Source organism: Roseibium sp. MB-4, assembly GCF_053005265.1.
This window is the reverse complement of sequence record NZ_JBRKQB010000002.1, coordinates 231,902-244,521: the sequence shown is the minus strand read 5'-3', so window position 1 is coordinate 244,521 and position 12,620 is coordinate 231,902. Positions and strand designations below refer to the sequence as shown.

Here is a 12,620-nt window from a genome sequence, read left to right as displayed (position 1 = left end):
CTATGGTTCGAGATGCATTATGCGAGAGCCGTGCCAAGTTTCAGGCCTGGTTGGGTTGAGACGCTAAAGTGGCTGGATTCTGCGCCGTTTGCCGAAGAATGGCGAGTATATCCACGCAAATGTGGCGAATAGAGTTAATGATTAACAATAGATGCCCGGCAAATATTGCCTTGCTTGCCCGGACTCATTTACCCTTCAAGGCAGATTCTGTCAGGCCATGGAGCAACTTGGTGTTGACCAGCCGTTCAGAACATTAGGAAAGAGCAATGCGTATAACCGGGAGCAAACCGTTAACCGGAGTTCAGGGGCGCGGCGCAAAGAAGAGCAGCAGTTCAGGCAGCGATTTTGCGCCGGACCTTGGTGGAGCCGCTGAGCAACCGGCAACGCAGGCCACAGCCGGTGGAGCTGGCATTCAGGGCATCGACGCGCTTCTGGCTCTGCAGGAAGTGGATGAACGGACCGAGCGGCGCAAGAAAGCAGCGCGGCACGGGCATACACTGTTGGACAGCCTGGAAATGATCCGGGCGGATCTTTTGGCAGGCCATGTTTCCGAAGATCGTTTGGAGCAGCTTTCGCTGACAGTTTCAAAGCGCCAATCCAGCGGCGACCAGGAGGTCGACAGGGTGCTGGAAGAGATCGAACTAAGGGTCAAAGTAGAGCTCGCAAAGCTCGGCCGATTCCCTGATTGAGCGTGCCCAAGGGCGTTGAAACTGAGCCGGGATATTGGCTAAAATTTACGCAACAAATTGAATTAATTGCAGAATTTATGACGCTAATTTTACCAAATGAACCGTTGTCCCCGGGACGAACCGCCTATATATTGCGCCCGTCATAACGGTAAACCGGAGTTGTAGATGACGGTTGATATTGAGTCTGAATACCGACCCTCGGAAGACGAGCCGTTCATGAATGATAGGCAGCGGGAATACTTCAAAAACAAGCTGCTTGCCTGGAAAGATGAGATCCTGAAAGAAAGCGCTGAAACACTCGCGACCCTTCAGGAGGAAAGCCAGAACCACCCTGACTTGGCAGACCGCGCATCTTCGGAGACGGATCGTTCTATCGAGCTGCGCGCACGTGATCGCCAACGCAAGTTGATTTCAAAAATCGATGCCGCCCTGGAGCGGATTGCGGATGGCAGTTACGGATACTGTGAAGAGACGGGAGAGCCGATTGCTCTGCGCAGGCTCGAGGCGCGGCCAATAGCGACGTTGTCGATTGAGGCTCAGGAAGCGCACGAACGCCGTGAAAAGGTGTATCGCGACGACTGATTTCCAGTAACGGCCGGTTTGCTGAATTCGCAAGCCAATTTGACTTGAAGACCTTCCCGGAGACGGGGAGGTTTTTTTATGTCTGATTGAATGTCGGTGATCGCTGGGATCAAAAGAAATCGGGCACGGCACTCGGGGAGCGAGATGCCGTGCCCGGTTCAGCTGCAGTGGGCCTTTCACGTCTGACTTGCCTGCCGCAGCCGGGGGAGCTGGTGTGTGATTTTGCCGGTTTAAAACGGCAGGAGGATATCCAGAACCTGATTGCCGTAGCGCGGCTGCTGAACATCGGTGATCTGGCCACGTCCGCCGTAACCGATGCGAGCTTCCGCAATCTGCTGGCTGGCAATCGTGTTGTTGGAGGTGATGTCTTCCGGACGGACAATACCGGCTACAATCAACTCTCTGACTTCGAAGTTCACCCGGATTTCCTGACGCCCCTCAATGACGAGATTGCCGTTCGGCAGAACCTGGGTCACGACAGCAGCAACAGTTGTGCGCAGTTCTTCTTCACGGTCCACTTCGCCGGCTCCGGCGAAAGTCGAACTGCTGTTAACGTTTCCAAGGTCACTGGCGGAACTTCCAGCCGGCAGGAATATGGTGTCGATGGCATTTCCAAGCGCACCGCCAACGCCCGCGCCGTTGGTTTCGGTGCGGCTTCTGGCTGTATCGTTTTCGATCTCCGCTTTTTCATCGATGGAGACCACGACGGTCAAGATGTCACCGACTTGGCTTGCGCGCTGATCCTTGAAGAAGGCTCGGCTGCCTGATTGCCAAAGGGAGTTCGGATTGTAGTGCGCCTGAACCGGGTCCGGCATCGGCATTTGAACCGGTCTGTATCCGGGAGTTGTTGTCGGGTCCTGAATGGCGTTCAGGGCGGGCTGCTGGCCGACATTCGCCAGCCGGTCTGCGGAGCCGCATCCTGCAGCAAGTGCTGCGAGGGCGATGCTGCCCAACAGGGATATGTTGCGAGAGATAGACATTAATTGGCCTCGTGGTTCAGGCTTGCAACAACTGCATGAGCGGCATGAACAACTACTTGGCCGCGGGAAGTCACGGTCGCAGGTACGACACGCCGGGACTGGAGATTCATGACATCAATTACGTCGCCTTTGGCGCCGTTGGTCAGGGCTTTCGCCCGGGAGGTGAGGTTCATAGCGCCGAGATTGTATGTGACTGTGACCTTGTCGCCGCGTTCGACCAGAACCGGATATTCAAAATCCTTCTGCGACAAGGGTTGGCTCGGGCGCAGGTTCACTCGAGCCGCCTTGCCGACAATGTTCGCGCCGTCCTGGAGCGCTGCGGTGTTCACTTTCAAACGCGGCAGGCGGATCGTTGTGAAGTCTCCCTCCTGAACGATGTCGCCGCGCTTCAACGGCTGGCCGAGCACAAGAACGTCAATCATCTCAACCGCAGTGCCAGTCACGGTCAAAGGGCGTGTACCGTGTTCGACTGCAATGGTTGCGAACACTGTGAAATGTCCGTTGTTGCGGCTCCAGTTGATCCTGTCGATGCGGACCGGATCCACAGCCTTTGGGTCTGCCAGGATCTGGTCAGGGGCCTGCAGAAGAGTGATTTCGAGCCCTTCAGGATCAATGCCTGCTTCAAGCTTTGCGAGATCGTTGCGAATAAGGTTTTCCAGCTGATGGCGGTTGAGCCGTGTCGCGCCGCGGTGAACGACGACTGTGCGCAGGCCGTCCGTACCGGCTGTAACCAGGCCGGCATCCCGGGCGCGTTGTGCAACCGTGGTTGCCGGGACATTGCCGGAGGTTCCCATGTCAGGGGACCGGAACAGCGGCACTTGTGCCACATCTCCGGCGTTAGAGTAGAAGTCCCCGACTGTCACAATGTCCGACAAGGTCATGACCTGGGACCGTAGAACCGGGCGCTCATTGGCTGCTGCACCAAAGCTGGCCAGTGCTGCCATTGCCAGGCTAAGAGCGGCTATCATTAAGGTCTTCATCGACTTAAGCCTTTCTCGTTAGCGGATCTGAGTGGTGGTCGAGTACATCTGGTCGGCCGCCTGGATGACTTTCGAATTCATCTCATAGGCGCGCTGGGCCGAGATCAGATCGGCGATTTCGGTCACCGCATCCACATTGGCCATTTCCAGGAAGTACTGCTGTGTGCTGCCGAAGCCGTCATCGTTCGGATCACCGGTTTGCGGCGCGCCACTCGCATCTGTTTCAAGGAACAGATTGTCACCGATCGCTTCAAGACCGGCTTTGTTGACGAACCGGGCCAGCTGGATCTGTCCGAGTTCCACCGTTGCGCCACCGGCGTCGATGCCCTGCACACGGCCATCAGCTGCAATCGTCAGATCGCGGGTGTTCTCCGGTATGGTGATATTCGGATCCAGCGGATAGCCGTCAATGGTCACCAGCTGTCCATTTTGATCCCGCTCGAATGAACCGTCGCGTGAATAGCCGGTGGTGCCGCCCGGCAGCTGGATCTGAAAGAAGCCTTCCCCCCGGATTGCAATGTCCAGTTCCTTGCCGGTGTTTTCCAGTGAGCCCTGGGACATCACTCGGCCCGTTGCGGCAAGCTTCACGCCGGTGCCGATCTGGATGCCGGTCGGGACGATCGTGCCGTCGCCTGATGTTTCGGTGCCCATGCGGCGCAAGTTTTGGTACAGAAGGTCCTGAAAATCGGCCCGCTGTTTCTTGTAGCCGGTCGTCCGCATGTTGGCGACGTTGTTCGAAATGACTTCGACGTTGTATTCCTGCGCCTTCATACCGGTCGCGGCGGTGTAGAGAGCTCTCATGTTGCGTTCTCCTTAAGGCGCTTAGGCTTCAAGTTTTCCAAGGACCTGGATCGCCTGTTGGCGAAGATCATTCACGTCCTTGAGCATCTTGGTGATAGATTCGTAGGCCCGGGTGACTTCGATCATCTGGGTTACCTGGTAAACACCTTCGACATTGGAGCGTTCGAGGGCGCCCTGAACGACATTGAACCGCTGCGGGATGCCCGGGTTTTCGCCCCGGTACAGGTTGTCACCCTGTTTCTCGAGTTCCTGCGGATCCTCAAAAGACGCCACACGGATGACGCCGCGAATTCCAAGTTCCGTTGAAATCGTGCCGTCTTTAGCGATCTCAACAGATCCATCTTCGGCCGAGAAAGTGATCGGGCCGCCTGTGGTCAAGACCGGGCGTCCATCGGATGTGACGAGTTGACCGTTCTGATCGATCACAAACGCACCGTCGCGTGTGTAGGCTTCGGTACCGTCACCCATCTGGACGACGAAAAAGCCTTCGCCTTCGATCGCCAGGTCCAGATCGTTCCCGGTCATCTTGAATGCGCCGGTGTCAAAGTCCGTAATAGACTGATAGTCCAAAACATAGGACAGCGTTTCGTCCGGTGTTTGGAATTCCGTCGCTTCGGCAACCGGCATCAAGTACTCTTCAAAGAGCAGCCGCTGCGACTTAAAACCTGTCGTGTTGATGTTCGCCATGTTGTTGGCGACCACATCAAGCTGATTCCGCAAAGCGGACTGCCGGGACAGGCCTATGAGATGTACGTTCTCCATAATGAACGGTTCCTTTGCTCCCCGATGAGCGCTTCAGCCTCCCCAGACGTCGGCGCCCGTTAAGGTTAATGCAGGAGCCGTGCCAGTTTTTAAATCCTTGGGAAAACTGGGCAAAACCCGTGAGTGGGTGGTGCGTCCGGCAAGAGATTCCGGCAGAAGTTAACCACTTGGCAATTTTTGCCCGGTGACTCGCTGAAGTGGATTGGTAACCATTCGTTAACCTTTAACACTTTAGTAATTTTTAGAGCGCGCGCGAGCGCTCGCGCATGTGCGGAGGGCAGCATGACCGACGAGAATGCCGCAGCCGAAGAAGATGGTGAGGAAGATGCCGCCGGTGGTGGCGGTAAAAAGAAACTCATTCTCTTTGGGGCAATTGGGCTTGTGGTCCTGCTCGCCGTTGGAGGCGGGGCTTACTACTTCTTGTTCATGGGCGACAGCATGCCGGCGCCTGCGCCAGGTGAAGATGCGGCGCCGCAGGAAGTGCAAAGACCGGTGGTCTTTTATGACCTTCCGGAAATGACTGTGAATTTGGCGACCGAGGGCCGCACGACCTACCTGAAGGTCCGCATCGCTCTGGAGGTCGAAAACCGCGCAATGATCGATCAGATCCAACCGTATCTGCCGCGCATCCTCGATGCGTTTCAGATCTACTTGCGCGAGCTTCGTCCCGCAGACCTGGAAGGGTCTGCCGGCCTGTTCCGCTTGAAGGAAGAATTGCTCAGGCGGATCAACTTGTCGGTCTATCCGGCAAAAGTGGAAGGGGTGCTGTTCAAGGAAATCCTTGTTCAGTGATGGTGTGAATGGCAAACGCCGACGACGATGATGATCTGTCCGAAGAGGACATGGCTGATGCGTGGGGTGCTGCTCTGGCGGAGCAGGGCGCAGGTGGCGATGACGATGAAGATCTGGCCGCGGCCTGGGGCGCTGCTCTAGAAGAGCAGGGCGCTGGCAGCTCGGACGACATGGCTGCGCAATGGGCGGCCATGATCGATGACAGCGAGCCGGATCTGGAAAACGCCACCCGCGGCGCCGACCGCGTTCTCAACCAGGAAGAGATCGACAACCTCCTCGGGTTCAACATCGAGGACACGATTGCTGGTGATCAGAGCGGGATTCGCGCGCTGATCAACTCGGCAATGGTGTCCTACGAGCGTTTGCCGATGCTCGAAATCGTGTTCGACCGTCTCGTGCGGTTGACCACAACATCCTTGCGCAACTTCACCTCCGATAACGTTGAAGTGTCGCTGGACTCCATCAGCTCCGTGCGTTTTGGCGACTATCTGAATTCCATCCCGCTGCCGGCGATTCTCGGCGTCTTCAAGGCGGAGGAGTGGGACGGATTTGGCCTGATCACCGTTGAATCAAGCCTCATTTATTCGATCATTGACGTCTTGCTCGGCGGCGGCCGGGGCACCACGGCGGCCCGCGTGGAGGGGCGTCCTTATACAACCATCGAAACGAACCTCGTTCAGCAGATGGTATCGCTGATCCTTCAGGATGCAGAACAGGCCTTCGCGCCGCTGTCGCCGGTCCATTTCAATCTGGAGCGTCTGGAAACCAACCCACGCTTTGCTGCGATCTCCCGGCCGGCGAACGCGGCGATCCTCGTCGAATTGCGTATCGACATGGAGGATCGCGGCGGGACCGTTGAAATCATGATGCCCTACGCAACTCTGGAGCCGATCCGTGATCTGCTGCTCCAGATGTTCATGGGTGAAAAATTCGGCCGTGATCCGATCTGGGAAGGCCACTTGGCGACAGAAATCCATGCGGCGGAGATTGAAGTCGATGCGGTTCTTTACGAGACCTATCTGCCGCTCGGACGGGTACTCAGTCTGGATGTAGGGCAGACCTTGGTCTTCGACGTTTCGCCGACGGATCCAGTGCTGGTCAAATGCGGAAATATTCCGCTGACTGAAGGGACGCTTGGCAAAACGGAAGACTCTATTGCCATCCGTATCGCGCGGAACCTGCGCAAACCGAAAATGACATTGGCGGCGTTCGAGCGGGCCATGCAGAGTGAAATGGAGCAACCATGACATCCTTGCCAATCGGATTGATTATTGAGGCTCTTGTTGCCGTTCTGCTGGTCATTACGATCGCTTACTGCTGGATCCTGAACCGCCGTTTGCAGCGCTTGAGAGCCGATGAGCAGACCCTGCGTGCAACCATTTCCGAGTTGATGACGGCCACGGAAATTGCCGAGCGCGCAATCCTTGGTTTGAAGACGACCGCAGCCGAGGCAGACAAGTCGCTTGGCAAGCGTCTTAAGGAATCAGAAACCATGTCGAACGCCTTGGCTGACCAGATCCGCGAAGGTGATAAAGTGTTTACGCGGATATCTCAGATTGCAGGGGCCACGAAGTCGTCGGCTCCGCAACGAGAACCTGTTCCGGCAGCGGACCCGTACCCGGTGCAGCCGCAAAATGCTCCGGTGCCGCAACCTGCGGGGTATGGAGCTGTTGAACCAGTGGTTCCGCAAAGTGCGCCGGCTGTCGAGCCGGAGCGCAGACGCGCAAGCAGGGCCTCGGATATCCGCAGTGCGGCTGAGGAAGCCACGGCGCGGTTGGAGCAGTTTCGAAACAAGCGTAAGGGCGCTGCTGCATGAACTTGAGATTGTTGCCATTGTTGGGTGTCGCTGCGAGCGCGCTGTTCGGGTTGAAGCTTTTGGGACTTGCTGTGGGTCCTGAAACCGGCAGCCTGCCAATCAATGGTGCGATTGCACAAGAAACGACTGAACCCGCGGCGGATGGCGGTGAAGCGCCACCAGCTCCGGCTGATCCGGCGGCGCAACCTCCCGGGGCCGTTCCTCCGCCTGCCCAGCCGGTGCTTCCGGATAGCTTGGAAATCGGCGGTTCTGCGGCTGAGCGCGCTGTTTTGGAAAGCCTCGGGAAACGACGGGAAAACCTGCAGAAGCAGGAAGGTCAGTTGGATCTGCGGGAACGCCTACTTCAGGCGACCGAAGAGCGGATCGAGCAGCGGGTGGAAGAACTCAAACAACTCGAGGCCCGCATCGGTGCCGCCGTGGAGGAAAAAAAGCAGCAGGAAGAGAACGAAATCGCTGGTCTTGTGACCATGTACGAAAACATGAAGCCGAAAGACGCAGCTCGTATTTTCAACCGTCTTAGCCTGCCGATCCTTTTGAAGGTCGTACGGCAAATGAAACCGCGGAAAATGGCGGATATTTTGGCGCGCATGTCTCCTGATGCCGCGGAACGTTTGACGGTGGCGATTGCCAGCCAATCTTCGACGCCGCCAGAGCCGGAAGCGCAACCTGTTCAGGCCCAGGCGCCCACCGGTGGAATCCTACCCAAGATTCCGTCGAATTGAGCAAAAAATAGCCTGATCTCTGCAAGCGACGTAAGGGCGCGTTAACAAGACATAACTAAACTACAGTGTTGGCGGCAAACGAGGTCAAAACAACTTGCCAAGGCGAACTCAGACATCGCTGGCTTTTATGAATTTCGCAGATTTCTGCGAACGGAGAGCCTTTGCGTGCCTGCAGGTTGCCGTCTTGCTCGTTGCGGCCTTGGTTTCGCTAACTGTTCCTGCGTCCATATCTCTTGCAGACACACTGGAACCGGTTGAACTGGAAGTTTCTCAGGAGCAAGGCTTTGGCCGTATTGTTCTGACATTCAAGGACCGGACCCTCCTGCCGACGTATGACGCGGTAATAACGGGCGGTGTGCTCAGGATCTCATTTCAGGATCCGATCGACGTCAATGTCGATGATGTTCCTTTGGACCTTAGCGACTACGTCACCATCGCCCGGCGCGATCCGGATGGAGCCGCGATCCGCTTTGCTCTGAAAACCCAATACCAGATCAATACGCTTGAGGCCGGCGAAAAGCTCTTCATTGATATCCTGCCGATGACCTGGAGCGGTCTGCCGCCAGGACTGCCAGACGATGTTGTCCGGGAATTGGCGAAACGCGCCGAAGAAGCGATGCGCAAAGTGCGCGCTTTGGAGCAGGCGCGCTTGAAGGCGCAAGAAGGACCGCAAGTCACATTGCATGTCGGAGAGCATCCAACGTTCACACGGTTGGTGTTCGACTGGTCCATCAAGTTCGATACCGCGTTTGTTCGTGAAAACGATATTATCAAACTGACATTCAATCATCCGGCCCAGTTGGATATCTCGCATCTGCGCACACACCTGCCACCTGGTGTGATCGACGCGACGTCTTTTCTGGACAAAGGCAAGCTGAAGTTTTTGATGCGCGTTGAACCGTCTGTCGATATCCGAGCGTTCCGCGAAGAGCAGACCTATGTGATCGATGTTACGCCGGAGAACATGGAGCCGAATGATCCGGCGAATGCTCTTATAAATCAGGAACTGTCCGTTGCTGACAACGAAAACCGCTCGCAAATGATAACGGCTCCGGGGCTGCGGGACACGCGGGAGGTCCGAAACCCTCGTGGCTTACCGCCGGCAGCCGTGTCTTCTTCCGGTGGTGGGCGGCTTAAAGAATCCCGTGCGGATGAATCTCCAGGTTTTACAGCAGTTCCACTTGGAGGGGTTGGGGCGGGCTCCTCGGACAATGGCAGCCAGGCGGCGCCAACCGATGATTCAGCTCAGGCACCACCGATAGAAGAAATTACCATCGCTCAGGCGCCTCCGCCGGCTGGCGTTGCAGGCGATGGGCCCCGGCAGAAACCCCCTGGAACTTCCGGAGTTCCCAACGCAGAAAACAGAGCCAACAACAGGACCGGGCAAGGCCCGGTTCAAGTCGTTTCTGAAGACGAAGCTCCTGGCGAAACCAATTTGCCGCTTGAGAGCGTGTCCGCAGATCCAGTGGTTCTGGCAGATGCTGATGGGAACGAGGCGTCTGCGGAAGCAGATGGCAGTGAAATCACCGCTTCGATTGGGCCCCAAGACGGCGAGTTCGGCGAATCATACGCGACCGGGACGTCTGATGTGAACGTACCGCGACCAATCCAATTGGCTCAGGCAAGCCAACGCGCCATGCCGCTCGGCGACGTTCCGCCTCTGGAAGAACAAATTTCGCGACCAGCCCCTATGCTGGATTTGTCCACGCAGCAACCTGGTGATCCAATACCAGAGGCGCCGCAGCCTGGAAACGCCATTCCGACCTTGCAGCCGGCAGAGGCACTCGACGAAAACAATCGTCCTGCCGTGCCAAACAGTTCGGTTCAAATCCGGCAGAATAATACCCTTGGCGGCAGTGACATTCCGGCCGGGATACAGCTGCCGCAAACCGAGGTTCAGGCGCCTGAGACTTGGCGCGCCACTGGTGGCCGTGATGTCGGGGCTCCGCGTGTGTCGCCCGAGCGCCCGCCCGAAAACTTTGGCGCGGAAGCCAGGAACTTTGTGTCTGCAGAAGCCCGCCGGATCGGCAACACCGTCCGGGTCGTGTTCCCGTTCTCAGAACCGGTGTCGAGCGCAGTCTTCCGTCGGAATGATAGCATCTGGCTCGTGTTTGATACGGACGCAACGATCGATACGCGCGGCATGGTCTCCGCCCTTGCCGAAACCGCTGAAACGATCGATGTCGAGCAACACGGGGACTATCAGATCCTCCGCTTGGACATGAATGATCCGGTTCTCGCGACCGTTGGCGCTGATGGCAATGCCTGGTCCCTTGTCATTGGGGACTTGATTTTGGAACCGTCCATTCCGTTGAAGATGGAACGGACGGTTCGCGGTGATGGCGGCTCCATTCTGCGGGTTCTGTATCAGGATCCGCAACATATTCGCAGTATCACGGATCCGTTTGTCGGTGACACGATTTCTCTTGTGACCGGGTTCGGGCCGCCGCGAGGATTGTTGAAGCCGCAAAACTTCGTCGATCTGGAAGCCTTAAGTTCGGCTCAGGGCATTGCGTTGGCGACTCGCTCCGATGGTGTGAAGATCAAGATTCTCGGTGATGATGTCATCATCGAGAAAGACGGTGGCCTTGCTCTGTCCAATCGCCATTTGCGCGGCGGCACGGGAACGCTCAGCCGGATTATCGAGCCGGACGACGATGGAACTGTCGAGTTTGTATCTTTGAGTACAACAGGGCCGGGCGCATTCCGGTCCCGCTTGAACGAACTGCAATCAGATCTTGCGCAAACACCTGAAGGCAAACGCGCCAAGCCCCTGATGGCTCTGGCTCGGTTCTACCTGGCACATCAGTTTCCGCAGGAAGCGATGGGCTGGTTAAACCTCGCATTGGAAGAAAATCTTGCCCTTGCCGAGGATAGTTCGTTCAACCTGGTCAAGGGTGCGGCGCTTGCAATGGCGGATCGGCCAGAGGAAGCGTATGAGCATCTACATCGACCGGACCTGAAGAACAGCCCTGATGCGGCAGTCTGGCAGACAATCGTCGATGTAAAGCTTGGCAATTGGACACAGGCCCGGATTGCCATGCCGCGAGGCCGGGCCGTGGTCGGTAACTATCCGACCTCGATCCAGACCGAATTCAAGTTGGCCGCCGCTCAGGCAATGGTGGAAGCCAATGATTTCGGGATCGCCAACGGCATTCTGGCCGAAATCGAACCTGCGGAAGTCACGCGGGCCCAAGCGGCGCGCTATGACATCTTGCGTGGCCGTGTTGCCGATGCATCCGGCCGCTCCCAGGAAGCCTTGACCGTGTTTGATCTGGTCGCCCGGTCCGATGACCGGCCGCGGGCAGCGGAAGCCGAATACCGTGCGCTGCGCATCCGCTACCGCGATGGCGAGATGACCATTGATGAAGCGATCGATCAGCTTGCTGCCCTTTCTACCTCCTGGCGCGGAGACGAAATCGAACTCAGAACGCTTCGGTTCCTGGCCCAGCTTTATGCGGAGCAAGGCCAGTACCGGGAAGCTTTTGAGGCGATGAAATCTGCCGTGCAGGCCGAACCGGACGCGGACACCACGCGGCTGCTTCAGGAAGAAATGAACGCGTTGTTCAATTCGCTTTTCCTCGACGGCAAAGCGGATGAGATGCCTCCGATCAAGGCTTTGGCGCTGTATTACGATTTTAGAGAATTGACGCCGATCGGCCGCCAGGGCGATGAAATGGTCCGTCTTCTCGCCAAGCGCCTTGTCGAAGTCGATCTTCTCGATCAAGCAACCGAATTGCTGCGCCATCAGGTCGACAACCGGTTGAAGGGAGCTGCTAGGGCCCAGATCGCCGCCGATCTTGGGGCGATCTATCTAATGGACCGGAAGCCTGAAGAAGCGCTTCGTGTCTTGAACCGGACCCGCCAGGCCAGCCTTCCGTCGACGCTGACACGTCAGCGTAACATCGTCGAAGCGCGGGCGCTCACTGAAAGCGGCCGTCCAGATCTGGCGCTGGAGCTTGTTCGGAACATGCGCGGAACTGATGTGGATCGGCTCCGGGCCGATACGTTCTGGGCCGCAGAAAGCTGGCGCGATGCCGGTGATCAACTTGAAGCCATGCACGGCTCCCGCTGGTCGGACCAGATCCCCCTGGATGAACTTGAGCGCCGGGACATTCTGCGCGCCGGGATTGCCTATTCTCTTGCCGGTGATCAGTTGAGCCTGGAGCGTCTGCAGAACAAGTATATGGCCAAGATGGCCGACAGTCCGGAAGCTTTGGCATTTGAAGTGGTCACCCGGCCGATCCAGGCGCAGGGCGTCGAGTTCCTTGAAGTTGCCAGCCAATTGGCGGACGTCGACTCGTTGGAAACATTCCTGGAAGAGTACCGGCGTCAGTACATGTCCCCGGACCGCAGTTCCAACCGTGCGGAAGGCCCACCGGTTGAAGCTGAACCGGCCGGTTAAGGCCGAGTTTATTGATTGCACTAGATGTAGCAAGGCCAAATTTGGCGCTATGATTGTTCGGCGATGTAGCGCCGCAATCGTCTTGAGCTTT

At 57.2% G+C, this 12,620-nt stretch carries 11 protein-coding genes; 7 read left to right on the top strand and 4 right to left on the bottom strand.

All coding sequences use genetic code 11. The features are described 5' to 3' along the window. Window positions 1-266: 266 nt before the first annotated feature. Both ACVDG4_RS12235 and dksA read left to right on the top strand, forming a co-directional pair. Entirely contained in the window at window positions 267-689 is a 423-nt protein-coding gene (locus ACVDG4_RS12235) for a flagellar assembly protein FliX (RefSeq protein WP_133946553.1), read from the top strand. Window positions 690-854: 165 nt separating this feature from the next. Next, a complete protein-coding gene (dksA, locus tag ACVDG4_RS12230; RefSeq protein WP_133946556.1) occupies window positions 855-1,271 on the top strand; it encodes an RNA polymerase-binding protein DksA in 417 nt (138 codons plus the stop codon). 230 nt (window positions 1,272-1,501) lie between these two features. Here dksA and flgH read toward each other — a convergent pair whose 3' ends face one another. The 4 genes from flgH to flgF are packed head-to-tail and all read right to left on the bottom strand — an operon-like array spanning window position 1,502 to window position 4,794. Next, window positions 1,502-2,251: a flagellar basal body L-ring protein FlgH gene (gene flgH / locus ACVDG4_RS12225; protein ID WP_409692665.1), complete on the bottom strand. Its 750-nt coding sequence runs from the start codon at window positions 2,249-2,251 to the stop codon at window positions 1,502-1,504. After that, window positions 2,251-3,219: a flagellar basal body P-ring formation chaperone FlgA gene (gene flgA / locus ACVDG4_RS12220; protein ID WP_409692661.1), complete on the bottom strand. Its 969-nt coding sequence runs from the start codon at window positions 3,217-3,219 to the stop codon at window positions 2,251-2,253. The genes flgH and flgA overlap by 1 nt, the downstream gene beginning before the upstream one ends. 30 nt (window positions 3,220-3,249) lie before the next feature. Beyond that, window positions 3,250-4,032, bottom strand: coding sequence for a flagellar basal-body rod protein FlgG (gene flgG, locus ACVDG4_RS12215; protein ID WP_409692658.1), 783 nt, complete (start codon window positions 4,030-4,032; stop codon window positions 3,250-3,252). A 21-nt stretch (window positions 4,033-4,053) separates the two neighbouring features. Then, entirely contained in the window at window positions 4,054-4,794 is a 741-nt protein-coding gene (gene flgF / locus ACVDG4_RS12210; RefSeq protein WP_409692655.1) for a flagellar basal-body rod protein FlgF, read from the bottom strand. A gap of 282 nt (window positions 4,795-5,076) precedes the next feature. On the opposite strand from flgF, the gene ACVDG4_RS12205 reads away from it, so the two are divergent. The 5 genes from ACVDG4_RS12205 (at window position 5,077) to ACVDG4_RS12185 (ending at window position 12,529) form a co-directional block, all read left to right on the top strand. Next, complete coding sequence (locus ACVDG4_RS12205; protein ID WP_133946564.1) at window positions 5,077-5,586, top strand: flagellar basal body-associated FliL family protein; 510 nt, start codon at window positions 5,077-5,079, stop codon at window positions 5,584-5,586. 8 nt (window positions 5,587-5,594) lie between these two features. Then, complete coding sequence (fliM, locus tag ACVDG4_RS12200) at window positions 5,595-6,833, top strand: flagellar motor switch protein FliM (RefSeq protein WP_133946566.1); 1,239 nt, start codon at window positions 5,595-5,597, stop codon at window positions 6,831-6,833. Continuing rightward, window positions 6,830-7,402 (top strand): DUF6468 domain-containing protein, encoded by a 573-nt coding sequence (locus ACVDG4_RS12195; protein ID WP_447235272.1) that lies wholly within the window; start codon window positions 6,830-6,832, stop codon window positions 7,400-7,402. Before fliM ends, ACVDG4_RS12195 begins: the two co-directional genes overlap by 4 nt. After that, entirely contained in the window at window positions 7,399-8,124 is a 726-nt protein-coding gene (locus ACVDG4_RS12190) for a MotE family protein (protein WP_447235271.1), read from the top strand. Before ACVDG4_RS12195 ends, ACVDG4_RS12190 begins: the two co-directional genes overlap by 4 nt. A gap of 127 nt (window positions 8,125-8,251) precedes the next feature. Then, a complete protein-coding gene (locus ACVDG4_RS12185) occupies window positions 8,252-12,529 on the top strand; it encodes a tetratricopeptide repeat protein (protein ID WP_447235270.1) in 4,278 nt (1,425 codons plus the stop codon). Window positions 12,530-12,620 lie beyond the last annotated feature (91 nt).

What these genes read in the sequence shown, in the direction of transcription:
- ACVDG4_RS12235 (WP_133946553.1), top strand. Translation starts at nt 267, where the DNA reads ATGCGTATAACCGGGAGCAAACCGTTAACCGGAGTTCAGGGGCGCGGC.
- dksA (WP_133946556.1), top strand. Translation starts at nt 855, where the DNA reads ATGACGGTTGATATTGAGTCTGAATACCGACCCTCGGAAGACGAGCCG.
- flgH (WP_409692665.1), bottom strand. Translation starts at nt 2,251, where the DNA reads ATGTCTATCTCTCGCAACATATCCCTGTTGGGCAGCATCGCCCTCGCA.
- flgA (WP_409692661.1), bottom strand. Translation starts at nt 3,219, where the DNA reads ATGATAGCCGCTCTTAGCCTGGCAATGGCAGCACTGGCCAGCTTTGGT.
- flgG (WP_409692658.1), bottom strand. Translation starts at nt 4,032, where the DNA reads ATGAGAGCTCTCTACACCGCCGCGACCGGTATGAAGGCGCAGGAATAC.
- flgF (WP_409692655.1), bottom strand. Translation starts at nt 4,794, where the DNA reads ATGGAGAACGTACATCTCATAGGCCTGTCCCGGCAGTCCGCTTTGCGG.
- ACVDG4_RS12205 (WP_133946564.1), top strand. Translation starts at nt 5,077, where the DNA reads ATGACCGACGAGAATGCCGCAGCCGAAGAAGATGGTGAGGAAGATGCC.
- fliM (WP_133946566.1), top strand. Translation starts at nt 5,595, where the DNA reads ATGGCAAACGCCGACGACGATGATGATCTGTCCGAAGAGGACATGGCT.
- ACVDG4_RS12195 (WP_447235272.1), top strand. Translation starts at nt 6,830, where the DNA reads ATGACATCCTTGCCAATCGGATTGATTATTGAGGCTCTTGTTGCCGTT.
- ACVDG4_RS12190 (WP_447235271.1), top strand. Translation starts at nt 7,399, where the DNA reads ATGAACTTGAGATTGTTGCCATTGTTGGGTGTCGCTGCGAGCGCGCTG.
- ACVDG4_RS12185 (WP_447235270.1), top strand. Translation starts at nt 8,252, where the DNA reads ATGAATTTCGCAGATTTCTGCGAACGGAGAGCCTTTGCGTGCCTGCAG.